This is a genomic window from Lachnoclostridium sp. An14, from assembly GCF_002160755.1.
GTDB lineage: Bacteria > Bacillota > Clostridia > Lachnospirales > Lachnospiraceae > Lachnoclostridium_A.
The window spans coordinates 23,214-47,827 of record NZ_NFLE01000026.1; the positions used below are offsets into that span (position 1 = coordinate 23,214).

Below are 24,614 nucleotides of genomic sequence, written 5' to 3' on the forward strand. Positions count from 1 at the left end.
CTTCCCTGTCGGATCCTGTCGCTCATTTCCTTCCGATTTCCCCAGGTTTCCCGCCAATTTCACTTGACAAACACCAGGCCATTGACTATTATTATTTTGAATATCAAACTTTTAACTGCAAACGCTTATTTTAACAGGAAAAACGCTATGAAAATGAGAATACTAGGAACCGGCTCTTACGTGCCGGAACGCATTGTGACAAACGATGACCTGGCAAAGATCGTGGAGACCAACGACGAGTGGATCAGCACCAGGACAGGGATCCGGGAGCGGCGGATCACCCAGGGCGAGGGAACCAGCGCGCTGGCGGCCAAGGCAGCCGGGCGGGCATTAGAGCAGTCCGGGGTAAAACCGGAGGAAATCGACCTCATCCTGCTGGGTACCTCCACGCCGGACAAATGTTTCCCCAGCGGAGCCTGCGAAGTCCAGGGCGCCATCGGGGCGGTGAACGCCGTGGCCTACGACATCAGCGCGGCCTGTTCCGGCTTTATTTTCGCCCTGAACACGGCTCAGGCCTTTTTCGAGGCCGGGATCTACAAAAAGGCCCTGGTCATCGGCTGCGACGTCCTCAGCAAGATCGTGGACTGGGAGGACCGCAGCACCTGCGTGCTGTTTGGAGACGGAGCCGGGGCGGTGGTCGTTTCCGCGGAGGAAGGCCAGGGCTACCGTGCGGTCATGGGTTCTGACGGCAGCCGCGCGGCATCCATGGAATGTCCCTCCAGAACCAACGACAATTTCCTCACGGGAAAACTTCCCACTGTAGGCTTTACCACCATGGAAGGCCAGGAGATTTTCAAATTCGCGGTGAAGAAGGTGCCGGAGTGCACCGGAGCGCTGCTGGAGGCCAACGGCCTGGAGAAAGAGGAAATCAAGTATTTCGTGCTGCATCAGGCAAATTACCGGATTGTGGAGGCCATCGCGAAACGGATGAAACTGCCGGTGGAGCGTTTCCCCATGAATATCGCGAAATACGGCAACACCTCCGGAGCAACCATCCCGATTCTGTTAGACGAGTTAAACCGGGAAGGAAAGCTGGCCCAGGGCGACAAGATCGTCGTTTCCGGCTTTGGAGCCGGCCTCACCTGGGGAGCTGCGCTGCTGGAGTGGTAGAAAGCCTGCGCCCCGCACAGGGAAAAGGACTGCCGGCGCAGACGCGCTCCGGCACTGGCGCGGGCAGCAGAGCACACTTTCATATTTTGCGCAAAAATAGATAGAAAACGGCGCGGCCGTTTGCTATAATAGAGTATTGAAAGAAAAAAACAAAATAAACCAAAAAAGGAGATTAAAACCATGTTAGAGAGAATGAAAGAGATGATCGCAGAGCAGTTAGGAGTAGACGCTGAGAGCGTAACGGAGGTTTCCTCCTTCAAAGAGGATCTGGGCGCTGATTCCCTGGACCTGTTTGAGCTGGTGATGGCTCTTGAGGACGAGTATTCCGTAGAGATCCCCGCTGAGGAGCTGGAGAAACTGACCACTGTTGGATCCGTTATGGATTATCTGAAAGCAAAGGGTGTTGAGGACTAATGAATACGAGAATCACAGAACTTCTCGGAATTGAGCATCCGATCATCCAGGGCGGAATGGCCTGGGTGGCGGAGTACCATCTGGCAGCCGCCGTTTCCGCAGCAGGCGGACTTGGCCTCATCGGCGGGGCGAACGCTCCCGGCGAGGTGGTGCGGGACTACATCCGCAAGGTCAAGGAGAGAACGGACAAGCCCTTCGGCGTCAACGTGATGCTCATGAGCCCTCACGCCGACGATGTGGCGAAGGTTGTGGTGGAGGAAGGCGTAAAGGTGGTTACCACCGGAGCCGGAAATCCGGGAAAGTACATGGATATGTGGAAAGCGGCAGGAATTAAGGTCATTCCCGTCGTAGCCAGCGTAGCTCTTGCCAGAATGATGGAGAAGGCCGGCGCTGACGCCGTAGTGGCGGAAGGCACCGAGTCCGGCGGACACATCGGCGAGGCGACCACCATGACCCTGGTGCCCCAGGTGGTGGACGCGGTAAATATCCCCGTAATCGCTGCCGGCGGCATCGCTGACGGCAGGGGAGTGGCAGCTGCGTTTATGCTGGGCGCAGAGGCGGTGCAGATTGGTACCCGTTTCGTGGTTGCGAAGGAGTCCATCGTGCACGAGAACTACAAGCAGAGGATCATCAAGGCGAAGGACATCGACTCCGTTGTCACCGGCAGAAGCCACGGCCACCCCGTGCGCTGCTTAAGAAACCAGATGACCAGAGAGTACACGAAACTGGAGCAGGAGGGCAAAACCTTCGAGGAGTTAGAATACTTAACCCTCGGCGCACTGAGAAACGCGGTTGTGGAAGGCGACGTGGCTCACGGCACCGTGATGGCGGGCCAGATCGCAGGAATGATCGACAAGGAGCAGTCCTGCAAGGAGATTATTGACGAGATGATGGCGCAGGCAGAAGCGCTTTTAAAAGGAGCCAGATAAAAAATGAGTAAGATTGCATTTATTTTCCCAGGCCAGGGCGCGCAGAAGGCCGGCATGGGCAAGGACTTTTACGAAGGAACCGAGACCGGAAAAGCGGTGTTTGACAGAGCCAGCGAGCTGCTTGGATTTTCCATGCCGGAGCTGTGCTTTACGGAAAATGACCGTCTGGACATCACCGAGTACACCCAGGCGGCCATGGTGACCACCAGCATCGCCATGATGAAGGTGCTGATGGAGGAGACCGGCATCCGGCCGGACGTGGCTGCAGGCCTGAGCCTGGGAGAATACTGCGCTCTTTACGCCGCAGGCGTGATGAGCGCAGATGATGCAATCACCACCGTCAGAAAGAGAGGCATCCTGATGCAGGAGGCAGTCCCGGTGGGAATCGGGGCCATGGCCGCCGTGCTGGCTATGGATGCGGAAAAGATCGAGGAAGTGCTGAAGGACATCCCGGACGCATGGATTGCCAATTACAACTGTCCTGGACAGATCGTAATTTCGGGCAAAAAAGAGGCTATTGAGCTGGCCTGTGAAAAGCTGAAGGAAGCCGGGGCAAAACGGACCATCATGCTCAACGTGAGCGGACCGTTCCACTCCGGAATGTTAAAGGAAGCAGGAGAAAAGCTGGGCGAGTTCCTGGACGGCGTGGAGATTGGCCGGCCGGAGATCCCTTACGTGGCAAACGTGACCGCTTCCTATGTAATGGAAAAAGAGGAGGTCAAAGACCTTCTGGCAAAACAGGTTTCTTCCTCCGTGCGCTGGGAGCAGAGCGTGAGAGCGATGCTGGCAGACGGGGTAGATACCTTCATCGAGATCGGACCGGGCAAGACCCTGGCCGGTTTCATAAAGAAGATCACAAGAGATGTAAAAGTCATTAATATAGAGACGCTCGACGGGGTGAAGGCCTTAAAGGAGAGCGGGTTAGAATAGGTTCCCGGTTTGGGGAAACGGTTTAGGAGGTAGGATATGCTGGAGAACAAGGTAGCCCTGGTGACCGGGGCCAGCCGCGGAATCGGCCGCGCCATCGCTGAGAGGCTGGCGAAGGACGGCGCCACGGTGATCGTAAACTACAACGGTTCCAGAGAAAAAGCAGAGGCTGTCGTACAGGAGATTGAGGGCTTTGGCGGAAAGGCGGAGGCCTATCAGTGCAGCGTGGCGGATTTCGCGGGCACAGAGGAGATGATGAAGTACGTCATCGGAAAGTACGGCAGGATCGACATTCTGGTAAACAACGCGGGAATCACCAGGGACGGCCTTCTCATGAAGATGTCCGAGGAGGATTTTGACGCGGTTATCGCCACCAACTTAAAGGGCGCCTTCAACTGTATGCGCCACGTGGCACGTCAGATGATCAAGCAGAAGGGCGGACGGATCGTAAACATTTCCTCCATCTCCGGAGTGATGGGAAATGCAGGCCAGATGAACTACGCCGCCTCCAAGGCCGGCGTCATCGGCATGACAAAGACGGCAGCGAGAGAGCTGGCCAGCCGCGGCATCACGGTAAACGCCATCGCCCCCGGATTCATCACCACGGATATGACGGATGTGCTTTCCGATTCCGTGAAGGAGGGCATTCTGGCGCAGATCCCCATGAAATCCATGGGCGAGCCGGAGGACATCGCGGGAACTGTGGCGTTCCTGGCCTCCGATGACGCGAAGTATATCACGGGACAGGTAATCAACGTAAACGGCGGAATGGCGATGTAAGCCGTTTTCCCCGCTGGAGGGCCGCTTTTTAAGCGGCTGAGAGTGCAAGGAGAAAGTTTTTATGAAAAAAAGAGTAGTAGTGACCGGTCTGGGCGCCATTACGCCCATCGGAAATGACGTGGAGAGCTTTTGGAACGGCTTAAAGAACGGTACGGTGGGAATCGGCCCTGTAACCACTTTTGACACCACGGAGTACAAGGCGAAACTGGCTGCCGAGGTAAAGGATTTCGATCCGAAAAAGTACATGGATATGAAGACCGCCAGAAGAATGGAGCGTTTCTCCCAGTTCGCGGTAGCTGCCGCCAAGGAGGCGCTGGAGGACGCGGGCATTGATATGGAGAAGGAAGAACCCTTCCGCGTAGGTGTGTGCGTCGGCTCCGGAATCGGCGGCCTGGAGGCCATCGAGAGAGAGTATAAGAAACTGCTGGAGAAGGGACCGGGCCGGGTAAATCCCCTGTTAGTGCCCCTGATGATCAGCAATATGGCGGCTGGAAACATTGCCATCCAGTTCGGCTTAAAGGGAAAGAACACCAACGTGGTAACGGCCTGTGCCACAGGCACCCACTCCATCGGTGAGGCGCTGCGGGCGATTCAGTACGGCGAGGCGGATGTGATGGTAGCAGGCGGAGCGGAGGCCAGCATTACCCCGGTGGGCCTGGCCGGATTCGCGGCTCTGACCGCTTTAAATACCACAGAGGATCCGAAACGTGCCTCCATCCCCTTTGACAAGGAGAGAAACGGGTTCGTGATGGGCGAGGGAGCCGGAATCGTGGTTCTGGAGTCCTTAGAGCACGCGAAAGCCCGCGGCGCGAAGATCTACGCGGAGGTGGCCGGATACGGCGCTACCTGTGACGCTTACCACATCACCTCCCCGGCGGAGGACGGCAGCGGCGCGGCCAAGGCCATGGAGATCGCCATCGCGGATGCCGGGATGAAACCGGAGGACGTGGACTATGTAAACGCTCACGGCACCAGCACCCACCACAATGATCTGTTTGAGACGAAGGCCATCAAGCTGGCTTTAGGCGATCACGCCTATGACGTAAAGATCAACTCCACCAAGTCCATGATCGGCCACCTGTTAGGCGCGGCCGGCGGCGTGGAGTTTATCGCCTGCGTAAAATCCATTCAGGACGGCTACGTGCACGTGACGGCCGGTCTGGAGGTAGATGACGAGGAATGCGATCTGGACTACACGAAGGGACAGGGCGTGGCCATGGATGTAAACTGTGCCATTTCCAATTCCCTGGGCTTTGGCGGTCACAACGCAACCCTTCTGGTAAAGAAATTCGCGGAGTAGGAGGCAGAGGCTATGGAAATTAATGAAATCATTCAGTTAATCCAGGCGGTGTCGGAGAATTCCCTCACCAGCTTTGAGTTAGAGCAGGGCAATACGAAGATCTCCATCAAGAAAAAAGGACCGAAGGTAGTCCGTGTAGCCGGCGCGGCTGCGGAGACTGCCGTGGAGACCATCGCTGTGGCTGAGGCTCCCGCCCCCGCGGCTGCCCCGGCAAAGGCAGAGATCCATTCCGACAAGGTAGTGACCTCTCCCCTGGTGGGAACCTTCTACAGCGCGTCCTCTCCGGACGCGGAGCCGTTCGTAAAAGAGGGCGACACCGTGAAGAAGGGACAGGTGTTAGGCATCATCGAGGCCATGAAGCTGATGAACGAGATCGAGAGCGAGTACGACGGCGTTGTAGAGGCCGTTTTGGTCGGAAACGAGGAGGTTGTGGAGTACGGTCAGCCGTTATTCCGCATCCGGTAACTGAAAAGACTGGAAATGCTGGAGCGGGATTCTTTTACAGGGTCCCGTTTTCAAAGCTTAGATATGGCCGGACGGCGGAGACGCCGGGACGGCAGGAGGAGAAGAAGATATGCTGGGAGTAAAGGAAATTGAGGCGATCATCCCTCACAGACACCCGTTTTTATTGCTGGACTGCATTGAGGAGCTGGAGCCGGGGGTAAGAGCCGTAGGATACAAGGCGGTAACATTCCATGAGGATTTCTTCCGGGGGCATTTCCCTCAGGAGCCGGTGATGCCGGGCGTGCTGATCGTGGAGGCCCTGGCTCAGGCCGGAGCCGTGGCGATTTTAAGCGTGCCGGAGAACAAGGGCAAGGTGGCCTATTTCGGCGCCATCAACAACGCCAAGTTTAAGAAAAAGGTGGTTCCCGGGGACAAGCTGAAACTGGAGTGCGAGATCATCAAGCAGAAGGGACCGGTAGGAGTCGGCAAGGCAACGGCTACCGTGGACGGCAAGGTTGCCGTTGCGGCGGAGCTTACATTCATGATTGGTTAAGGTGAGACCTATGTTTAATAAAATTTTAGTGGCAAACAGAGGCGAGATCGCGGTGCGCATCATCCGCGCCTGCCGGGAAATGGGGATCAAGTCTGTAGCCGTCTATTCTGAGGCGGATAAGGACTGCCTGCACACGCTGCTGGCGGACGAGGCCATCTGCATCGGCCCGGCTCCGTCGGGACAGAGCTACCTGAACATGGAGCGGATTATTGCCGCCACGGTGGCTATGAAGGCGGACGCCATTCATCCCGGTTTCGGATTCCTTTCCGAGAACGCCAGATTCGCGGAGCTGTGCGAAAAGTGCAACATCACCTTTATCGGCCCGTCCGCGGAGATCATCAATAAGATGGGAAATAAATCCGAGGCCAGAAGGACCATGATGGAGGCTGGAGTTCCCGTAGTGCCGGGTACGAAGGAGCCGGTGTACGACGCGGCCAAGGGCCTGGAGCTGGCAAAGCAGATCGGGTTCCCGGTGATGATCAAGGCATCCTCCGGCGGCGGCGGAAAGGGAATGCGGATTTCCTGGGGCGAGGACGACTTCGAGTCCAATTTCCAGAACGCTCAGATGGAGTCGGTGAAGGGATTCTCCGACGACACCATGTATATCGAGAAATATATTGAGAAACCCCGCCACATCGAGTTTCAGATCATGGCGGACAAGCACGGCCACGTGGTGCACCTGGGAGAGAGAGACTGTTCCATCCAGAGGCGGCACCAGAAGGTGCTGGAGGAATCTCCCTGCCAGGCCATTTCCGAGGAACTGAGAAAGGAGATGGGCGAGACCGCTGTCCGGGCCGCGAAGGCTGTGGGCTATGAGAACGCGGGCACCATCGAATTCCTTCTTGACAAGAACAAGAATTTCTACTTTATGGAGATGAATACCCGTATCCAAGTAGAGCATCCGGTGACGGAGGCGGTGACGGATCTGGACCTCATCAAGGAGCAGATCAGCGTGGCGGCCGGAGAGCCCTTAAGCTTTACCCAGGAGGACGTGGTGATCCGCGGCCATGCCATCGAGTGCCGGATCAACGCGGAGAATCCGGAGCGCAACTTTATGCCCTGTCCCGGACTGATCACCAACGTGCACGTGCCGGGCGGAAAGGGCGTGCGGGTGGACACCCACATTTACAACAACTACAAGGTTCCGGCCAACTACGATTCCATGCTGTTAAAGCTCATCGTCCACTCCAAGGACAGGGCCACGGCCATCGCCAAGATGCGCAGCGCCCTGGGCGAGCTGGTGATCGAGGGAATTGACACAAACCTGGATTTCCAGTATGAGATTTTAAACAACGAGGCATTCCAGGAGGGAGATACGGACACGGGATTCATTCCCCGCTATTTCCCGGATTACTGCAAAGAGTGAGCATAAGGGGAAAGGAGCGTTATCATGTTAAAAAATATGTTTAAAAAGACATATACGTTGCTGGATACGAAGTATAAAAAGACGGATGAACCCAGCGTTCCCCAGGGGCTCTGGAGACGGTGCAACAAGTGCGGACAGCCCATTTACGTGGACGACGTGAAGGCGAATTACTACATCTGCCCCAAGTGCCACGGATATTTCCGGGCGCACGCTTACCGCCGGATTGAGATGACCATCGACGAGGGAACCTTTGAGGAGTGGAATAAGGAAATGCCCTTTGAGAATCCTCTGAAATTCCCCGGCTATGAGAAAAAGGTAAACGCCACCAAGGAAAAGACGAAACTGAACGAGGCTGTGGTGACCGGAAAGGGCAAGATCCTGGGAAATGATGCCGTAGTGGCAGTCTGCGACGCCCGTTTCTTCATGAGCAGCATGGGCCACATCGTGGGAGAGAAGATCACCTACGCGGTGGAGCGGGCTACGGCGGAAAAGCTGCCGGTGATCATTTTCGCCTGCTCTGGAGGCGCCAGAATGCAGGAGGGAATCGTATCCCTGATGCAGATGGCAAAGACCTCCGCGGCGTTAAAACGCCATCATGAGGCGGGGCAGCTGTTTATCAGCGTGCTCACTGACCCCACCACCGGAGGCGTGACGGCCAGCTTTGCCATGTTAGGGGACATTATCCTGGCGGAGCCCAATGCCCTCATCGGTTTCGCGGGCCCCAGAGTGATTGAGCAGACCATCGGGCAGAAACTGCCGGAGGGATTCCAGCGCTCTGAGTTTTTGCTGGAGCACGGTTTTGTGGATAAGATCGTGGAGCGGGAACATATGAAGGAGACTCTGGCCAGCATTCTGGCCATGCACCGGAAACCGGAGAATGCCGCCGCGGTCCTTTCTGCGGAGGGAGCCGGCACAGGGGCTCCCAGCAAGAGAGCTGCGCAGCGGGACGCCTGGGATACGGTACAGCTTTCCAGAAACGCGGACCGTCCCACGGCGATGGACTATATAGACGCCCTGTTTGACAACTTTATGGAGTTCCATGGCGACCGTTATTTTAAGGATGACGGGGCTGTGGTAGGCGGAATCGCCACCTTCAAGGGGATCCCGGTGACGGTGATCGGCCAGCAGAAGGGAAAGAACACCAAGGAGAATTTAAAGAGAAACTTCGGAATGCCGTCTCCGGAGGGCTACCGCAAGGCTCTGCGCCTGATGAAACAGGCGGAGACCTTTGGGCGTCCGGTGATCTGTTTCGTGGATACGCCCGGTGCGTTCTGCGGCATGGAGGCGGAGGAGAGAGGACAGGGCGAGGCGATTGCCAGAAACCTGTTTGAGATCTCGGATCTGAAGGTGCCGGTGCTTTCCATCGTAATCGGTGAAGGCGGCAGCGGCGGCGCTCTGGCCATGGCAGTGGCCAATGAGGTATGGATGATGGAGAATGCCATCTATTCCGTGCTTTCCCCGGAAGGTTTTGCGTCCATTCTCTGGAAGGACAGCAAGAAAGCTCCGGAGGCATCCAGGGTGATGAAAATCACCGCCAAGGATTTGTATGACTTGAAGATAATCGAGCGGGTGATCGTCGAGGACGAGCCGGCTTCAGCAAACAATATGACAGTGATCGCTGACGAGATCCGCCGCGGCCTGGAGGAATTCCTGGCAAAACGCCTGTCTATGACGGGTGAGGAGCTGGCAGCGGAGCGGTATGAAAGATTCAGGAGAATGTAATGGAGAGATTTAAGCCATTAGTGATTGGTGATTTGACAGCGAAAAGACCGGTGATCCAGGGAGGAATGGGCGTAGGTATCAGCCTCCATTCCCTGGCCGGAGCTGTGGCGAAGGCAGGCGGAATCGGCCTGATTTCCACGGCTCAGATCGGTTTTAAGGAGCCGGATTTCCGGAAAAAACCCCTGGAGGCGAATCTGCGTGCCATCGGCCAGGAGCTGAAGAAGGCGCGGGAGATCGCTCCCGAGGGGATCCTGGGCTTTAATATTATGGTGGCGACTCACGACTACGCTCTGTATGTGAAGGAGGCAGTAAAGGCCGGCGCTGACATCATTGTTTCCGGTGCTGGACTGCCGGTGGATCTGCCGGGACTGGTGGAAGGCTTTAAGACGAAGATCGCCCCCATCGTTTCCACGGCCAAGTCCGCAAATGTAATCTGCAAGCTGTGGGACCGGAAGTTTAAGCGGGTGCCGGATCTGGTGGTCATCGAGGGCCCCCTGGCCGGCGGCCATCTGGGATTTTCCAGAGAGGATCTTCACCAGCTGGGTGTGGACACGGAAAATGTGCCGGAGACCTACCACAGAGACGAGTATGAGGCGGAGATCAAAAAGATTTTCCAGGTGGTAAAGGGCTTTGGAGAAAAATACGGCGTGAAGATCCCGGTGGTGGTAGCCGGAGGCATCTATGACCACGAGGATATGAAACGGGCGATGGAGCTGGGCGCCGACGGCGTGCAGGTGGCCACCCGGTTTGTGACCACAGAGGAGTGCGACGCGCCTATGGCTTATAAGCAGGCCTACATTGACGCGAAGAAAGAGGACATTGTGATCACCAAGAGCCCGGTGGGAATGCCTGGGCGGGCCATCCGGAATTCCTTCTTAGAAAATGTGGGGAAGACGCCCTTTAAGCTGGAGTGGTGCTACCAGTGCCTGGAGCACTGCGACCGGAAAACCATCCCCTACTGCATTACTAAGGCGCTGATCGACGCGGCTGAGGGAGATACGGAAAATTCCCTTCTGTTCTGCGGCAGCAACGCTTACCGTGCCGAAAAGATCGAGACGGTGGATGAGGTGATGCGGGAGCTTTGTGGGGAATGATGGCGGAGTGAATGAGAATAGAGGAGCTGCTGCGCGGATGGTGCGGCGGCCCTCTTTTTTATTTAACAGGAAACTTCGTTTCCTGTTAAATAAGAATGCTCCGCAAGGAGGCGTACTCCGCGCAAAGGAAAATGGCTGCTGGTGCAGTTATGGCCTGGAGTGGCTGTATGCTGTCTTGTATAGGCGGTGTTTCACGTGAAACTTTCTTTCCTTCTAAAAAGCTTTGTTTTCTTGTCATAGGACTTTGAGGGCTTATATATGTGTCTGTTTCCCATATATAGTGTGTTGTCCACAAAGTTATCAACATATTGTGTATAACCTTTTTTAAAGCCTTCAGCGGGAGGCACACTTCATGCAAAAGAAACTGGCTGCTGCGGCAGTCGTGTTTCGGTGCGAGGGGATTGTTGCATCACACTTTTTTATTCTTTTTATTCCATTTCCGGCCCCATTCCAGGCTCATACATTTTTCCCCAAGACCGACAAATGTCGGTTTTTTTTGACACCCCACCTGTTATAATTTTCCTTATAAAAGGCATGGCACCTATTAAATCAGCTCATGCAAAGAGGAGGAGAAACATATGAAGAAAAGAGGATGGAAAGCGGTATCTTGTCTCACCACGGCGGCTCTCGTAGGGATGATGCTGGCAGGCTGCGGAGGCGGCGCGGAGCAGACGCAGGCGGCTGCGGAAAATGGGGAGGCAGCGGCAGATGACAAGGTAAAGGTCACTTTCATCACTACGGAGACCGGCCTGGGAGACCGTTCCTTCAACGACAGCACCTGGGAAGGCGTACAGAGAGCGGAGCAGGAGCTGGGAGTGGAGATTTCCCTGATCGAGCCGAAGTCTGTGGCGGATACGGGAACCTCTATCATTTCCGCGGTAAACAGCGGTTCTGACCTGATCCTGGGCTTTGGCGCGTCCTGGACCGACGCTTTTGACGAGTATTGCGAGCGTTTCCCGGATGTATATTTCGGCGGCTTAAACTGCAGCGCTCAGGCGGACAATCTCCAGGTGGCAAAGAGCGCTGACCATGAAGGAAGTTTCCTGGCGGGAGCTTTGGCTGCCATGATGAGTGAGAGCGGTACCGTAGGCTGTATCGGCGGCCAGGACGCGGATAATATCAACCGCTTTATCGTCGGTTATGAGGAGGGGGCGCAGTACATCAATCCGGAGGTTGAGGTCTTAAAGTCCTATGTAGGCTCCTACACCGACCCGGCAAAGGGTAAGGAGTATTCCCTTCAGCTCATGGGCGCTGGAGCGGACGTGATTTTCCAGGTAGCAGCGGGAACGGGAGAAGGCGTGTTTGAGGCCGCCAAGGAGAACGAGGGCCTGTACGCCATCGGTGTGGACTCCGACCAGGACTACATCGTAGAGGGAAAGATTCTCACCAGCGTGGTGAAGAACTGCGGAAACATCGCCTACGACATGATCAAGAGCGTGCAGGACGGAACCTTTGAGAGCGGCGAGAAGGTGTACAACCTGGCAAACGGCGGCGTGGGCCTGACGGAAATGCAGTACACAAAAGATCTGATCGGAGAGGAAAACCTTGGGAAACTGGATGAGATCAAAGAGAAGATCATTTCCGGGGAAATTCAGGTAACTGACATATTTGAGCAGCAGTAATGGGGGAAATACAGTGAGTCTTGCGCTGGAAATGCAGCATATTACAAAGATATACGGAGAGGTAAGGGCCAATGATGACGTGAGCATCCAGGCGGCTGCCGGAGAGGTGCTCTGCATCATCGGAGAAAACGGGGCGGGGAAATCCACGCTGATGAACGTGCTGTACGGTATGACCCGCCCGGACGGCGGAACGATCCGCATCGGCGGGAAAGAGGTCAGTTTCCGTTCCAGCCGGGACGCCATGCGCCACCGGATCGGAATGGTGTTTCAGCATTTCATGCTGGTAAAGGAGCTTTCCTGCCAGGAAAACATTATTATCGGAATGGAGCCGGCAAAGCATTTCGTCATTGACCGAAAGGCGGCAAAAACAAAGATTGAGGCGCTGATGGATCAGTACGGAATGCGGGTAGCCTTAGAGAAACCGGCGGGCGAGCTGAGCGTGGGGGAACAGCAGAAACTGGAGATCATCAAGGTGCTGTACCGCGGGGCGGACATCATCATCCTGGACGAGCCCACGGCGGTGCTGACGCCCCAGGAGACGGCGGAGCTGTTTGTAAACATCCGCCAGCTGGCGGCCGCGGGAAAAACGGTCATTATGATCACCCACAAGCTGGACGAAGTCATGCAGGTGGCGGACCGCATCGTGGTTATGCGTATGGGAAAGGTGGTAGGAGAGACGAAACCGGCGGATACGGACGTCCACGGCCTCTCCGTGGCCATGGTGGGAGCGGAGATTCCCCCCATGCGGGAGCGGAAGGAGACTAGAAAGGAAAAGGCCCTGGAGGTCTGCGGCGTTACCTGCCGCAATGAGGACGGCATTGCCGTGCTGGATTGCCTTTCCATGGTGGTAAATAAGGGAGAAATCTTAGGGATCGCTGGGATCTCCGGAAACGGCCAGCCGGAGCTGGCGAGAGTGGTCACCGGCCTTTTAAAGCCTCAGGAGGGCAAAGTTCTGCTGATGGGAGAGGACATCACCGCCCACGACCGGAAAAAACGGATTCAGGACGGCATCAGCTTTATCCCGGAGGACAGAAATTCCACGGGAGCCTGTCTGGACTGGAGCATTGAGGACAACTGTATCGCCGGGTACCAGGACCGGTTTACAGGCCGCCTGGACGTGATCGACCGGGAAAAGGCCAGAACCTTTACGGAGAGTATGATTCAGGCCTTCCGCATCAAGACCCCGGACGGCCGTCTGCCCATCAGCTCTCTGTCCGGCGGAAACTGTCAGAAAGTGATCGTCGCCAGGGAAACGGCCTTCCAGCCGGAGCTGGTGGTGGCGGCAGAGCCCACCCGCGGCGTGGACATCGGCGCCATCAGCGCCATTCACAATCACATGATCGAGCTGCGGAACGAAGGGACGGCTGTGCTGCTCATCTCCTCATCCCTGGATGAGATTTTTGAGTTAAGCGACCGGATCGCCGTGATGTTTGAAGGAAAACTGACGGCTCTGCTGGATCCGAAACAGGTGACGAGGGAAGAAATCGGCCTTTATATGTCAGGGGCAAAACGGGAGGAGGAATTGCAGTGGGAAAAATCGTGAGAGCGGCCGCCAGGCCGGTGGTGACCATCCTGATCACTCTGGCTATCGGCGCGGTCATGATCATCAATGCAGGGGAATCTCCCGCGAAGGCCTACGGAATCCTGTTTTACGGGGCCTTCGGGACCGGGATCGGGATTTTAAATACGTTGGCGAAGGCTACGCCCCTGATTTTCACCGGACTAGCAGCAGCCTTGGCCGACATCGTGGGCGTGTTCAACATCGGCGTGGAGGGACAGCTCTATCTGGGCGCCCTGGCGGCGGCTGTGGTAGGAGTGTATGCCGGAGGACTTCCGGCGGGACTTTTGATTCCCTTATGTATTCTGGCTGCCATGCTGGTTTCCGTGCTCTGGGCCATGATACCGGGATATTTAAATTACAAGCTGAAAATCAACATTTTCATTATGTTTTTCATGATGAATAACATGGCGGCCCTGTTTACGGAGTATCTGGCAAACGGCCCCTTTAAGGGAAATATCACTGAGGCGGCTACGGACAAGGTGGACAAGGCTGCCAGGCTTTACCGGTTTTCCGTCTACTCCGATTTAAACGCCGGGTTTCTCATCGCCATCGCCCTGGTGGCTGTGCTCTGGTTCGTGTTAAAAAAGACGAGGACGGGCTACGAGTGGTACGCCCTGGGAAAAAATAGGACCTTCAGCGAGTACATCGGCCTGCACGCCGGCAAAAAGGCCCTGTGCGTGCTGGCGGTTTCCGCCATGATTTCCGGGCTGGCCGGGGCGGAGCAGGTGCTTGGAACCATGGGCCGTTTTTACGCCAACTTCTCCAATGACCTGGGCTTTACCGGTATTTCCATCGGCCTTCTGGCCGCCAACAATCCCATCGGCGTACTCATTTTCGCCATTTTCTTTGGGGCGTTAAACAGCGGCGGAATCCTGATGGCCGCCGGTACCAATGTTCCGGGAGATTTAATAGAAGTGCTTCAGTCGTTAATGATCCTCATGGTTTCCGCGGACTTTGTGATCCGAAAGTGGAAACCGAAGGCAGTGAAAAAGGAGGGGAAATAGAATGGAAAATATTTTAAATACGGCGTTCCGTTCCCTTCCGCCCCTGCTGCTTGCAGGACTGGGAGGAATGATCACCGCCAGAGTGGGACTGTTAAACCTGGGACTGGAAGGCATGATGTTAGTGGGGGCCTTTACGGCGGTGATTGTAAATTATTTCACCGGTTCCGCCTTTGCGGGGCTTTTGGCCGCCATTCTCGTCTGCTCCATCATGGGGCTGGTGTTCGCGGTATTTTACCTGAAATTCAAGGTGGACAATATCATCATCAGCGTGGCCTTTAATATGTTTGCCGTGGCCATCACCCAGTACCTGTTAGGAGTGCTGTTTGGCACCAGCGGAGCCTTCGCCTCTGACCGGATCCGAAAGCTGCCTGAGGTGGCGATCCCGTTTTTAGACCAGGTGCCGGTGCTGCGGGCGTTAAATTCACTGTCCATCGTGTTCTGGCTGGCCTTAATCATCACCGCGGTGATGTCCTTTGTCATCAACCGCACCACCTGGGGGCTGCACATCCGGGCCACCGGTTTAAATGACAACGCGGTCAACACGGCGGGCGTAAATGCCACCAGAGTGCGCTACATCTGCGTGATTTTAAGCGGGAGCCTGTGTGGGATGGCAGGGGCTTACCTGTCCACAGGCTATCTGGCCATGTTTACCAACAACATGACTGCTGGCCGTGGCTACCTGGGCAATATCGCCTCCATCATCGGAAACAGGACCGCCGGCGGAGCTTTGGCGGGATCTCTGCTCTTTAGCTTTACGGAGGGAATTACTATGAAGATCCAGACCTTCGGATTCCCGTCCCAGCTGATTCAGCTGGTGCCCTATCTGGCGGCCTTCGCGGTGGTCATCGCCAGCGCCTGCCGGAAACGGAGCCGCCGCCGGGCAAAGGCGTGAGCAGTGCTAAAAAGCCAAATGAAAACGAAAATAAGCAGAAGGAAATCTTAGATGCCGTATGCGGCCAGCCGTTTCGCCTGTTCCGCGTCAATATAGAGCTTTCCACGGCTGGTGTGGATCAGCCCTTCCCGTTTAAACGCGCTTAACATCCGATCTATGGAGCGGACGTTTTTTACAATGGCCGTTCCGATCTCCTGGTGAGTTTCCCAGATGCGGACCGGCCCTTTGTAATCCTCGTCGTGACAAGCCTTTTTGTAGATCAGATAGAGGTGATAGAGATACTGTGCTCCTGCCGCGTCGGAGGAGGACGAGGTGTAATGGGTCAGCATATCCCGGTTCATATACTGTTTTTGGATGATCTGGGCGATAATGGCGTTGTAAAGCCTGGGGCGGGCGGTCTGCCAGCGTAGGAATTCCCGGCCATCGATGGTGAGAAGGGTGGCGGGAGTTTTGGCCATGATGTTGGCCTGGCGTTTCATAGGAGTGGGGGAAATAAGCTCGATCAGCCCCACAAATTCTCCCGGTGTCAGGTGGTACGGGGTAGAACACCAAAATTCTGCGCTGGAGCCGGTGCTGGCGACGACGCAGATGCCATCCAGAAGGAGAAACAGGTTCATATCGGATAAGGTATGGGCTGGCACAACAGTTTCTTTCGGCTTGTAGTGCCTAAGAGTGAAATGTTTCAGGGAATCAGCCCCCAAATCCTGAAAAATAGATACATAGGGGGAGTCGGGTAGGGAACGCATACGTGAAACCTCCTGAAAATAGACTTAACATAAAGTATAACACAGATAATTTGCGAAAAAAAGAGGTAGGAAATGAAACAGGACAGACCAAATATTTTACTGATCACCTGTGATCAGCTGCGCAGTGATTTCGTAAACTGCTGCGGGGGGACGTTTATGCAGACCCCCAATATCGACCGGCTGGCCAGGGAGGGCTGTGTATTCGAGAATGCCTATTCTCCCAATCCTGTGTGCATCCCGGCCCGCCACAATATGATCACGGGTCTGACGGACCGGCATCACGGGTTTGACGACAACTATTTCGACGCGCAGGCAAAAGCCTGCCCTCATAATCTGCCCACCTTTGCTCAGATTTTAAACGACAGCGGGTATGAGACCATCGCCATTGGAAAAATGCACTTTCAGCCGGAGCGCCGGGCCACGGGTTTTGACCATTTCTTAAATATGGACGAGCTGCCCAGGGTGCGGGAGGAGGACGACTACGCCATGTATCTGAAGGAGGCGGGCTACGGCCATCTCCAGAGCGTCCACGGCGTACGCACCTGTATGTATATGCAGCCTCAGCGCTCTATGCTGCCGGAAAAGCACCACGGTTCTGCCTGGGTGGCGGACCGGGCCCTCGAATACCTCCGGTCCACAAAAGGCCGCACGCCATTCCTTCTGTGGGCGGGCTTTATCCATCCTCATCCGCCCTTTGACATCCCGGAAGGCTGGCAGGATCTGTACAAGGGAAAGATTCCGGAGCCGGCGAAAACGGTCACGCCGCTTTCGGCCCTGGCAGAGGAAAATAAGCAGTTGGGCTGCGCCTTTAATGACGAGGTGAAAACCAGGATCCGGGAGCTTTACGCTTCGGCGGTGACCTTTGCGGATTATCAGATCGGAAGGATTCTGGATACTATGGAGGAACTGGGGCTGATGGACAATACCCTGATCATCTTCACCAGCGATCACGGGGAAATGTTAGGAGATCTGGACACCTACCAGAAATTTCTCCCCTACGACGCGTCCGCCAAAATCCCTTTTGTGGTGCGTTATCCGAAACGGCTGCAGGCCGGGGAGCGGAGGCAGTATTTTGTGGACTTAAACGACATTCTCCCCACCTTCCTAGACGAAGCAGGGCTGGAGTATCCGGCGGAGTACGACCTGCCGGGAGAGTCCATTTTTATTGCCAACGGCAGGAAAAACCGCCGCTACCAGTACATCGAGCACCAGCGGGACAACAAGCGGTGGTGCTGTATCCGGGATGAGCGCTACAAGTACGTCTATCATTACGGCGACGGCGAGCAGCTGTTTGACATGGAAAATGACCGGGCGGAGACTACCAACCTGCTCTACGGGGGCTGCGAAACGGAAATTCCAGAGGAGATCCGGGAGGTACGGGATCGCCTGAAGGAGACGCTTTTAGCCTACGAGCGGCGGTATGGCCTGAAGGGCTACGCTGGGCCGGAGGGCTTTAAGCAGATGGAGCGGTACGTACCCCATCCCTACTACGAGACCAACTTCCCCATATTCCCCACCAGAGCCCTGGAGGAGGAACAGGCGCAGTTTGACGACTACAGCAGCGAGATTTTGGAGGCAGTGAAGGATGAACCTTCCGTGAAGTTTTCCAAAAATCACGCGGAGGAAATTTTAAAGGAGTTTGGCGGCTATTCCGAGGAACGGTTTCAGGATTTTGTGAGACGGGCGAAGGAGCAGGGGTGCTGGGAGTAGAAGAAAAATAAAATAGACATGAGAAAAAGAGGGCCTGCGTCCCAACGTCATTACTAACTGAATGACATGGGGTTGTGCCCTCTTTTTTGCCATGAAAAACAGCATTTCCGATGAAATTCTTCCACCCAACCCCTAAATCCACCACTCCGGCGTCAGCTCCCCCAGGCGTAGGATCGTATTTTCCTGATAGTTAATCATGATTTCCACATCCCGGTAGCTGTCCGGCATCAGCTGGGCGATAAATTCGCGGCAGGCCCCGCAGGGCGGGCCGGTGTTTCCGTCCGGCATGAGGGCCAGCACCCGTTTTACGGCGTTTTCCCCGCAGGTGATCATGTGAAATAAGGCGTTTCGCTCCGCGCAGATGCCGAGGGAGCAGGCAGTATCTACGCAGACACCCACGTAAATGCGGCCGGAAACGGATTCCACAGCCGCGGCCACGCATCCGGCACTGATTTTATCAGAAATGTCCCGGTCATTCTGCACGGCCTTCGCGGCGGCGTACAGGTCTTTCCAAATCGGTTCCATAAACGGTCTCCCAGAATTCTTCCAATCTCAATCCGTTTGCCTATTTCCGATGCACAATCTCTCCGCCTAACACCGTCATCTGGCAGTCCATCACCGTCTCCAGGTTCTTCGTGGGATCCTCGGCGAATACGGCTAAGTTGGCCCGCTTGCCGGTTTCAATGGAGCCGTGGGTCTTTTCCACGCCGCACATCTCAGCCGCGGTGATGGTTCCGGCCCGCAGGGCATCCCAGACGTCCATTCCGGCCTTTGTCATCAGGATCATCTCGTAGGCGGTCTTGTCGTGGCGGTTGAAGGGGGTTCCGGCGTCGGTGCCGAGTACGATCTTCACACCGGCCTTGTAGGCGTTTCGGAAAGTGTTTAAATGGTCGTCAAAGGTGGCGTTTACCTTGCGCACAGCGTACTCCGGGATGCCGGCGGCAGTGCCGTTTACCTTAATCCAGTACATGGCAGCCAGAGTGGGAACGTAGTAGACGTTGTGCTCCTTCATCCACTCAAAGCACCAGTCGTCCATGTAAAATCCGTGCTCGATAGAGTCCACGCCGGCCCGCAGGGCGTTTTTGATGCCGGTCATGCCCTGGGAGTGGGTGCAGGATTTGGCTCCCACTTTATGGCCCTCGGCGATGGCGGCCCGCAGCTCCTCCTCGTCCAGCTGGGGAGAACCGGGTTCCACGCCCTCCGTCATCACGCCGCCGGTTCCCATGACCTTGATCCAGTCGGCTCCGGCTTTCAACTGCTCTCTGGCGGCCTTGCGGCAGTCGTCCGCCCCGTCTGCTTCGCGGCCCATCTGCCAGCCGTGACCGCCGGTCATGCAGATACATTTTCCGGAAACCACCATATCCGGAGCGGCGATTTTCCCGGCCCGAGCGGCGTTGCGAAGGTCCACGTCAATGTAGTTGATGCCGCCCACGTCGCGGATAAAGGTGACGCCGGTGGACAGGTGCTGGCGAAGGTGATCCAGAGCCAGCAGGGTCACCTGACAGTCTGTGCGGTTGTAGTTGACCGCCGGATCCGGAGGCAGGCAGATGTGAGTGTGGCAGTTAAACAGGCCGGGCATCACGTAGCCTCCATTTAAGTCAATGACTTCCGCGTCCCTGTCCGCGCAGGGACAGTCGCCCACCTGGGTGATCACGCCGTCCTCCGTCAGGATGGAACCAGGCGTCACCGTTTTGTCAATGACGTTTACGATGCTGCAGTTTGTAAATAATTTCTTCCCCATATGTTTTACCCCTCTTTCTTAAAATTGACGGATTCTTTGATCATTCATAGAGAATGATGGCGGAGAGCAGCATATCCTCGTCTCCTGTATTTTCAATGCCGTGAAAATCTCCCGGTTTCATATAGCCGGTCTGGCCTGCGTGGATGGGAAAGCTCTCCCCGTTTAAGGTAAAAATGCCTTCGCCCTTGATCACGTAGTAAAGCTCCAGGTTCCCTACGTGCTGATGGGAGCCGATGGAGGTGCCGGGATGCAGGATCACGGACATCACCGACTTTGCCCGGCCTTCCAGGTCCGGATCTTCCATGGCGATGTGGATCTCGCCAGTGCCCTTGCCGCCTGCGCGGTTTTCAAACGGGATCACTTTTTCTGTGTAGATCATGTTCAGTCCTCCTCATGTCATTTCTTTTCATCATACGATGTTGAGGCCAAAAGGTATTTTGACCCCTTTGATACCGGATTGCTTCCCACTACGTGCTCCCGCAATCCTGGGAAACATAAATAATCCGCTCATTTTTCTACGAAAAATGGCTGCTTATTCATGTTTTTGGCGGGGCCCAAGGTAAAAAATCCTCTTGCAAGCAAGCTTGCATCGGATTTTTGGCCTTTTGACTCTGGTATCATCATACAAAAATACGGTTAAAAAATCAACAGCTCCAGAAGATCCTCCGGGCGTTCAAACACGTAATCCGGCTCTGTAATCCCATCCCCCGCAACGCTGCCCCATTTGGCGTATCCAAAGGCCATATTGGCGTTTTTAGCGGCCTGGTAATCGGAAAAGGCGTCGCCGATGTAAATGGCCTCCTGGGGGGCAATTCCCAGCTTTTCGGCGCATTTTAACAGCGGTTCCGGGTCTGGCTTGTGCTTTTTGGTGTCTTCGGCCAGCACAGCCGCGGCCATATACCGGTCCAGCCCTTTAGAGCAGAAGTCAATTTCGTACTGCTCGGCGGTTTTCGCAGATACCACAGCCTGAAGGCAGTGCTGGTCGATAGCCGGAAATACCTTCTCAAATCCGGGGTAGAGAGCGGCTCCTTCCTCGTATTCGTTTACGTATTTCACCCAGCGGGCGTAGACGGCCTCCTTGTCCTTTACCTGCAGCTCCTCCATCACCTTCATGCCGGGATAGGGGGCAAACTTCAATACCTGCTCAAAGGTCCAATCCTCGCCGGTTTCCTCCTTGATAATGCGCATTAGGGGATACATATTCATGTTTAGGGTGTTTAAAATGGTGCCGTCAATGTCGTAGATCACTGCTTTGAAACCCATGGATCCTCCTCCGTTTTTGATATTTGCCCCGGCGGCCGGGCCGGCGAAACGAAACAAAAACAGAGCGGAAATCAGAAACGAAGTCTCGGTCTGCCGGGCCGCCGGACGATGAAACTGTAATAGAGATATTATATTCTTTCTTTTCGGCCCGGTCAATCCCGCCGCCTGTCTGGAATGCCCTTCCGTCCGCCGCATATAGTAACCGTTCAGCCATGCCATTTATAATTTGACGGATTTTCAAAATTGGCTAACGTGAGACGTTATTAGCCGTCAAATGATTCATGTCGGGCGTCCGCCCTATAGAAACATATGGCAAAGTACTGCTTAGGGAGCAAGCTCCCACGCAGTGCTTTGCCATGTGTTTCTGCATGGCTGAACTGTTACCGCATATAATGAATAAAAAACGGGCGGAAAATCGGTATGCTAAACTATCTATGGGCGGCCATGATGGCTGTGGGAATTGTATGGGCGGCGTTTCATGGAAATCTGGATGCGGTGACGGAGGCAGTGCTTTCCTCCGCCAAGGAGGCGGTATCCTTAAGCATTACCATGCTGGGGATCATGGCATTCTGGAGCGGGATTATGGAAGTGGGAAACGGGGCTGGCCTTATCGACGCCCTGGCGGCGAAAATGACTCCTGTCTTAAACTTTTTGTTTCCCAGGCTGGAAAAAGACCACCCCGCCAGAAAGCAGATCGCGGCCAACATGATTGCCAATATGCTGGGGTTGGGCTGGGCGGCCACCCCCGCCGGGCTGCGGGCCATGGAGGAGCTGAAACGGACCAGCCATCTGCCCCCGGACACCGCCACCAAAGAAATGTGCACCTTCCTCATATTAAACATCTCGTCCCTGCAGCTCATCCCTATCACCATGATCGCCTACCGCAGCCAATACGGCAGCGTAAATCCCGCCGCCGTCACCGGCCCGGCCCTGATTGCCACCATGGTGAGTACAGCGGCGGCGGTGGTGGTGTGCAGGGGGATGGATGGGAGATGGAGAGGATGAGGATGAAAACGGGGAGAGGAAAAATGTGTCGGATAACGGTTGAAACCGAAGGATAGGAAAGACTATAATAGAAAACAACGAATTATTCAGAGAAAACCTGAAAACGGTTTTTCAGAAATACGGCTTATCAACGAAATAAGACGGAAGATCACTCAAAAGACAGGAGCCTGACCCATGCTTGATTTTCGACTATACACCTTCCTAAACCTATGTAAAACCATGAATTACACCCGCACCGCGAAAGAGCTCTGCATTACCCAGCCGGCGGTGACCCAGCATATTCACTTTTTAGAGGAGCACTACGGCTGCAAGCTGTTTTCTTATGAGAAAAAGGTGCTGCGCCTGACGCCCCAGGGAGAGATTTTGAAAATGCAGGTGCACGCCCTGGACTACCGCAGCCGGAAACTGGAGGAGCTTTTGCGGGAGCCGGAAAAAATCCGTCTGCGGGTGGGGGCCACGAAAACCATCGGGGACTACCTGGCAGCGCCGGTGATCTCCTCCTTTTTAAAGAAGAATCCCGGCAGCCAGGTTTCTCTGCTGGTAAATAATACGGCGGACCTTCTGCGGGGCCTGGATGAGGGAGAGCTGGATTTTGCCATGATCGAGGGCTTTTTTGACAAAGGAGAATATGGCTGCCGTCTGATGCGCCGGGAGCCTTTTGTGGGGATCTGTTCGCCGGAAAATCCCCTGGCTGACAGCCCGGTGCCGGTCCGGCGGCTTTTGGGAGAGCATTTGATCGTGCGGGAACAGGGTTCCGGCACCAGGGCGGTGCTGGAGCATTTCCTGGAGGAGCACAACTGCACCGTGGACGGGTTTCGGGCAGTGACGGAGGTGAGCGACTTCCGGCCGATAAAAGAGCTGGTGCGGGAAAATCTGGGCGTTTCCTTTTTGTACCGGACTGTGCTGGAGGAGGAGCTGGCGCGGGGAGAGCTGGCAATTTTGCAGCTCACGGACGAAAGGGGCAAAAAAATCCGCCTCAGCCACGAGTTTAACCTGGTATACAGGACGGAAAACGGGTTCCGGGAGCGCTGGGCAGACTTTCTTTCTCTGTCTGCGGAAATGCCGGCGGATTCGGAAACACCGCCGGTGTAACGTCATTTCCCCGTGTGGGATTTCATCTGTATGGTATCAGGGAATCAAAGGGATTTTGACTCCCTGATACCGGATCGCGGGGTGTTTTGCGTTTTCGCAGTCTGATAGGTCATTCATTTAAAAAGTCAAGGGCATACTGGGCGTAAAAGGCCACGGAGTTTACGAGGCAGTCCTCGTCGATCTGGAAACGGCCGGAATGGTGGGGCTCATCCGTTCCTTTCTCCGGATTGCCGATGCCCACAAAGGCCAGGAGAGAGTCGGGAACGGCGTGCATCATGTAGGAGAAATCTTCTCCGCCCATCATGGCCGGCTGCTGGCCAATTCCGCTTTCTCCCAAGAGCTTTTTCACCGTGGCGGCGCCTCTGGCGGCCGCCTTTTCCGGGTTGTTGCAGGGGAGCATGGCGTCGTAGACATACTTCTCCGTCACCTCGCAGCGGTACGCCGCCGCTGTGTTTTCCACTACCCGGTGCATGGCCTGGGGAATGTCCTTCAGGAAATAGTCCACGTTGTAACAGCGCATGGTGCCCTCTAAGGTGGCGTCAGCAGCGATCACGTTGAAACGGGTGCCGCAGTCGATGTGGCCTACGGTGATGACCACCGGCTCTGCGGCTGGAAACTCCCGGCTGACAATGGACTGAAGGTTTACAACGGCAGCGGAGGCGGCAAGACCGGCGTCCACACCCTGGTGGGGCAGAGCGCCGTGCCCCGGTTTTCCGCTGATGCGGTAGCGGAACATATTGGCGGCTGCCATGCGGGGGCCGGCTTCCACGGAAATCGTGCCGCTTTTTACTCCGCTCCACAGATGGATTCCCAGAGCGCCGTCCACTCCCTCCAGGCAGCCGCAGGCCACCATATCCTTCGCTCCGGTGCCCGTCTCCTCTGCCGGCTGAAACAGCAGGCGCACAGTGCCTCTGATCTGATCTTTGCAGGCCAGCAGCACTTTCGCGGCTCCTAAAAGAGTGGCCGTGTGGCCATCGTGGCCGCAGGCGTGCATTTTTCCATCTTCGCAGGATTTAAAGGGGCTTTCGATCAGCTCCTGCACACTCAGAGCATCCATATCCGCCCTCAGAGCGACGGTTTTCCCCGGCTGTCCTCCGTGGATTTCACACATCACTCCCGTTCCAAAGGAGCCCACCATCTTCGGCTCCAGTCCCATGCCCTGCAATTCCTCGAAAATCCGCCTGGAGGTGGCAAACTCCTGTTCGCTTAACTCCGGATGCTGGTGAAAATAGCGGCGCATTTCGATCACATAGTCTTTATTTTCAAGTGCCAGTTCCATGATTCGTTCCATATCGGTCATTCTCCCTTCCCGCTCGAGGCGAGCAATATATGTTCTGAT

Annotated in this window: 24 protein-coding genes; 18 read left to right on the plus strand and 6 right to left on the minus strand. The window is 55.5% G+C overall.

Translation table 11 applies throughout. The features are described from left to right. The first annotated feature begins 147 nt into the window (after positions 1-147). From B5E84_RS13970 to B5E84_RS14040, 15 genes are all read left to right on the plus strand, one after another. Entirely contained in the window at positions 148-1,110 is a 963-nt protein-coding gene (locus B5E84_RS13970) for a beta-ketoacyl-ACP synthase III (RefSeq protein ID WP_087223798.1), read from the plus strand. 180 nt (positions 1,111-1,290) lie between these two features. Continuing rightward, positions 1,291-1,524, plus strand: coding sequence for an acyl carrier protein (gene acpP / locus B5E84_RS13975; protein WP_087223800.1), 234 nt, complete (start codon positions 1,291-1,293; stop codon positions 1,522-1,524). Next, entirely contained in the window at positions 1,524-2,453 is a 930-nt protein-coding gene (fabK, locus tag B5E84_RS13980) for an enoyl-[acyl-carrier-protein] reductase FabK (RefSeq protein ID WP_087223802.1), read from the plus strand. Before acpP ends, fabK begins: the two co-directional genes overlap by 1 nt. A gap of 3 nt (positions 2,454-2,456) precedes the next feature. Further along, positions 2,457-3,383: an ACP S-malonyltransferase gene (gene fabD / locus B5E84_RS13985; protein ID WP_087223804.1), complete on the plus strand. Its 927-nt coding sequence runs from the start codon at positions 2,457-2,459 to the stop codon at positions 3,381-3,383. A 36-nt stretch (positions 3,384-3,419) separates the two neighbouring features. Next, entirely contained in the window at positions 3,420-4,160 is a 741-nt protein-coding gene (gene fabG, locus B5E84_RS13990) for a 3-oxoacyl-[acyl-carrier-protein] reductase (RefSeq protein ID WP_087223806.1), read from the plus strand. A gap of 61 nt (positions 4,161-4,221) precedes the next feature. After that, positions 4,222-5,460, plus strand: coding sequence for a beta-ketoacyl-ACP synthase II (gene fabF, locus B5E84_RS13995; protein ID WP_087223808.1), 1,239 nt, complete (start codon positions 4,222-4,224; stop codon positions 5,458-5,460). Between the two features lie 12 nt (positions 5,461-5,472). Further along, a complete protein-coding gene (accB, locus tag B5E84_RS14000; RefSeq protein ID WP_087223810.1) occupies positions 5,473-5,925 on the plus strand; it encodes an acetyl-CoA carboxylase biotin carboxyl carrier protein in 453 nt (150 codons plus the stop codon). A 109-nt stretch (positions 5,926-6,034) separates the two neighbouring features. Then, entirely contained in the window at positions 6,035-6,457 is a 423-nt protein-coding gene (gene fabZ / locus B5E84_RS14005) for a 3-hydroxyacyl-ACP dehydratase FabZ (RefSeq protein ID WP_087223812.1), read from the plus strand. Between the two features lie 10 nt (positions 6,458-6,467). Beyond that, a complete protein-coding gene (locus B5E84_RS14010) occupies positions 6,468-7,823 on the plus strand; it encodes an acetyl-CoA carboxylase biotin carboxylase subunit (protein WP_087223814.1) in 1,356 nt (451 codons plus the stop codon). Between the two features lie 24 nt (positions 7,824-7,847). After that, entirely contained in the window at positions 7,848-9,545 is a 1,698-nt protein-coding gene (locus tag B5E84_RS14015; RefSeq protein ID WP_087223816.1) for an acetyl-CoA carboxylase carboxyltransferase subunit alpha, read from the plus strand. Beyond that, on the plus strand, positions 9,545-10,639 hold the full coding sequence (locus B5E84_RS14020) for an NAD(P)H-dependent flavin oxidoreductase (RefSeq protein ID WP_087223818.1): 1,095 nt from the start codon (positions 9,545-9,547) through the stop codon (positions 10,637-10,639). Before B5E84_RS14015 ends, B5E84_RS14020 begins: the two co-directional genes overlap by 1 nt. 578 nt (positions 10,640-11,217) lie before the next feature. Further along, positions 11,218-12,261: a BMP family lipoprotein gene (locus B5E84_RS14025; RefSeq protein ID WP_087223820.1), complete on the plus strand. Its 1,044-nt coding sequence runs from the start codon at positions 11,218-11,220 to the stop codon at positions 12,259-12,261. Between the two features lie 13 nt (positions 12,262-12,274). Then, entirely contained in the window at positions 12,275-13,804 is a 1,530-nt protein-coding gene (locus B5E84_RS14030; RefSeq protein WP_143469240.1) for an ABC transporter ATP-binding protein, read from the plus strand. Continuing rightward, positions 13,789-14,826 (plus strand): ABC transporter permease, encoded by a 1,038-nt coding sequence (locus tag B5E84_RS14035; RefSeq protein WP_087223824.1) that lies wholly within the window; start codon positions 13,789-13,791, stop codon positions 14,824-14,826. Before B5E84_RS14030 ends, B5E84_RS14035 begins: the two co-directional genes overlap by 16 nt. A gap of 1 nt (position 14,827) precedes the next feature. Beyond that, positions 14,828-15,718, plus strand: a complete 891-nt coding sequence (locus tag B5E84_RS14040) for an ABC transporter permease (protein WP_087223826.1) — start codon at positions 14,828-14,830, stop codon at positions 15,716-15,718. 47 nt (positions 15,719-15,765) lie between these two features. Here B5E84_RS14040 and B5E84_RS14045 read toward each other — a convergent pair whose 3' ends face one another. Continuing rightward, entirely contained in the window at positions 15,766-16,464 is a 699-nt protein-coding gene (locus B5E84_RS14045) for a Crp/Fnr family transcriptional regulator (protein WP_087223828.1), read from the minus strand. A 72-nt stretch (positions 16,465-16,536) separates the two neighbouring features. On the opposite strand from B5E84_RS14045, the gene B5E84_RS14050 reads away from it, so the two are divergent. Beyond that, positions 16,537-18,174 carry a sulfatase family protein gene (locus B5E84_RS14050; RefSeq protein ID WP_087223830.1) on the plus strand — a complete coding sequence of 546 codons (1,638 nt, stop codon included), beginning with the start codon at positions 16,537-16,539 and terminating at the stop codon, positions 18,172-18,174. Positions 18,175-18,306: 132 nt separating this feature from the next. Here the strand turns inward: B5E84_RS14050 and B5E84_RS14055 are convergent, their stop codons facing one another. From B5E84_RS14055 to B5E84_RS14070, 4 genes are all read right to left on the minus strand, one after another. Further along, complete coding sequence (locus B5E84_RS14055) at positions 18,307-18,699, minus strand: cytidine deaminase family protein (protein ID WP_087223832.1); 393 nt, start codon at positions 18,697-18,699, stop codon at positions 18,307-18,309. Positions 18,700-18,739: 40 nt separating this feature from the next. Then, a complete protein-coding gene (locus B5E84_RS14060; RefSeq protein WP_087223834.1) occupies positions 18,740-19,915 on the minus strand; it encodes a metal-dependent hydrolase family protein in 1,176 nt (391 codons plus the stop codon). 40 nt (positions 19,916-19,955) lie between these two features. Then, complete coding sequence (locus B5E84_RS14065) at positions 19,956-20,294, minus strand: cupin domain-containing protein (RefSeq protein WP_087223836.1); 339 nt, start codon at positions 20,292-20,294, stop codon at positions 19,956-19,958. A 257-nt stretch (positions 20,295-20,551) separates the two neighbouring features. Next, complete coding sequence (locus B5E84_RS14070) at positions 20,552-21,178, minus strand: HAD family hydrolase (RefSeq protein WP_087223856.1); 627 nt, start codon at positions 21,176-21,178, stop codon at positions 20,552-20,554. A gap of 420 nt (positions 21,179-21,598) precedes the next feature. Between B5E84_RS14070 and B5E84_RS14075 the strand changes: the two genes are divergently transcribed. Then, positions 21,599-22,183 carry a nucleoside recognition domain-containing protein gene (locus B5E84_RS14075; protein ID WP_087223838.1) on the plus strand — a complete coding sequence of 195 codons (585 nt, stop codon included), beginning with the start codon at positions 21,599-21,601 and terminating at the stop codon, positions 22,181-22,183. Between the two features lie 174 nt (positions 22,184-22,357). Beyond that, the gene (locus tag B5E84_RS14080; protein WP_087223840.1) at positions 22,358-23,275 is read left to right on the plus strand and encodes a LysR family transcriptional regulator; all 918 of its coding nucleotides are present in this window, start codon (positions 22,358-22,360) and stop codon (positions 23,273-23,275) included. Between the two features lie 109 nt (positions 23,276-23,384). Here the strand turns inward: B5E84_RS14080 and B5E84_RS14085 are convergent, their stop codons facing one another. Further along, positions 23,385-24,566, minus strand: a complete 1,182-nt coding sequence (locus B5E84_RS14085; RefSeq protein WP_087223842.1) for an amidohydrolase — start codon at positions 24,564-24,566, stop codon at positions 23,385-23,387. Between the last annotated feature and the right edge of the window lie 48 nt (positions 24,567-24,614).

Excerpts from the sequence above, each read along its gene's own strand:
- fabF (WP_087223808.1), top strand. The coding sequence starts at position 4,222 with ATGAAAAAAAGAGTAGTAGTGACCGGTCTGGGCGCCATTACGCCCATC.
- B5E84_RS14065 (WP_087223836.1), bottom strand. The coding sequence starts at position 20,294 with ATGATCTACACAGAAAAAGTGATCCCGTTTGAAAACCGCGCAGGCGGC.
- fabG (WP_087223806.1), top strand. The coding sequence starts at position 3,420 with ATGCTGGAGAACAAGGTAGCCCTGGTGACCGGGGCCAGCCGCGGAATC.
- B5E84_RS14045 (WP_087223828.1), bottom strand. The coding sequence starts at position 16,464 with ATGCGTTCCCTACCCGACTCCCCCTATGTATCTATTTTTCAGGATTTG.
- fabZ (WP_087223812.1), top strand. The coding sequence starts at position 6,035 with ATGCTGGGAGTAAAGGAAATTGAGGCGATCATCCCTCACAGACACCCG.
- accB (WP_087223810.1), top strand. The coding sequence starts at position 5,473 with ATGGAAATTAATGAAATCATTCAGTTAATCCAGGCGGTGTCGGAGAAT.
- B5E84_RS14060 (WP_087223834.1), bottom strand. The coding sequence starts at position 19,915 with ATGGGGAAGAAATTATTTACAAACTGCAGCATCGTAAACGTCATTGAC.
- B5E84_RS14075 (WP_087223838.1), top strand. The coding sequence starts at position 21,599 with ATGCTAAACTATCTATGGGCGGCCATGATGGCTGTGGGAATTGTATGG.
- fabK (WP_087223802.1), top strand. The coding sequence starts at position 1,524 with ATGAATACGAGAATCACAGAACTTCTCGGAATTGAGCATCCGATCATC.
- B5E84_RS14040 (WP_087223826.1), top strand. The coding sequence starts at position 14,828 with ATGGAAAATATTTTAAATACGGCGTTCCGTTCCCTTCCGCCCCTGCTG.
- B5E84_RS14025 (WP_087223820.1), top strand. The coding sequence starts at position 11,218 with ATGAAGAAAAGAGGATGGAAAGCGGTATCTTGTCTCACCACGGCGGCT.
- B5E84_RS14085 (WP_087223842.1), bottom strand. The coding sequence starts at position 24,566 with ATGGAACGAATCATGGAACTGGCACTTGAAAATAAAGACTATGTGATC.
- B5E84_RS14055 (WP_087223832.1), bottom strand. The coding sequence starts at position 18,699 with ATGGAACCGATTTGGAAAGACCTGTACGCCGCCGCGAAGGCCGTGCAG.
- B5E84_RS14010 (WP_087223814.1), top strand. The coding sequence starts at position 6,468 with ATGTTTAATAAAATTTTAGTGGCAAACAGAGGCGAGATCGCGGTGCGC.
- B5E84_RS14020 (WP_087223818.1), top strand. The coding sequence starts at position 9,545 with ATGGAGAGATTTAAGCCATTAGTGATTGGTGATTTGACAGCGAAAAGA.
- B5E84_RS13970 (WP_087223798.1), top strand. The coding sequence starts at position 148 with ATGAAAATGAGAATACTAGGAACCGGCTCTTACGTGCCGGAACGCATT.
- B5E84_RS14015 (WP_087223816.1), top strand. The coding sequence starts at position 7,848 with ATGTTAAAAAATATGTTTAAAAAGACATATACGTTGCTGGATACGAAG.
- B5E84_RS14050 (WP_087223830.1), top strand. The coding sequence starts at position 16,537 with ATGAAACAGGACAGACCAAATATTTTACTGATCACCTGTGATCAGCTG.
- fabD (WP_087223804.1), top strand. The coding sequence starts at position 2,457 with ATGAGTAAGATTGCATTTATTTTCCCAGGCCAGGGCGCGCAGAAGGCC.
- B5E84_RS14080 (WP_087223840.1), top strand. The coding sequence starts at position 22,358 with ATGCTTGATTTTCGACTATACACCTTCCTAAACCTATGTAAAACCATG.
- B5E84_RS14070 (WP_087223856.1), bottom strand. The coding sequence starts at position 21,178 with ATGGGTTTCAAAGCAGTGATCTACGACATTGACGGCACCATTTTAAAC.
- acpP (WP_087223800.1), top strand. The coding sequence starts at position 1,291 with ATGTTAGAGAGAATGAAAGAGATGATCGCAGAGCAGTTAGGAGTAGAC.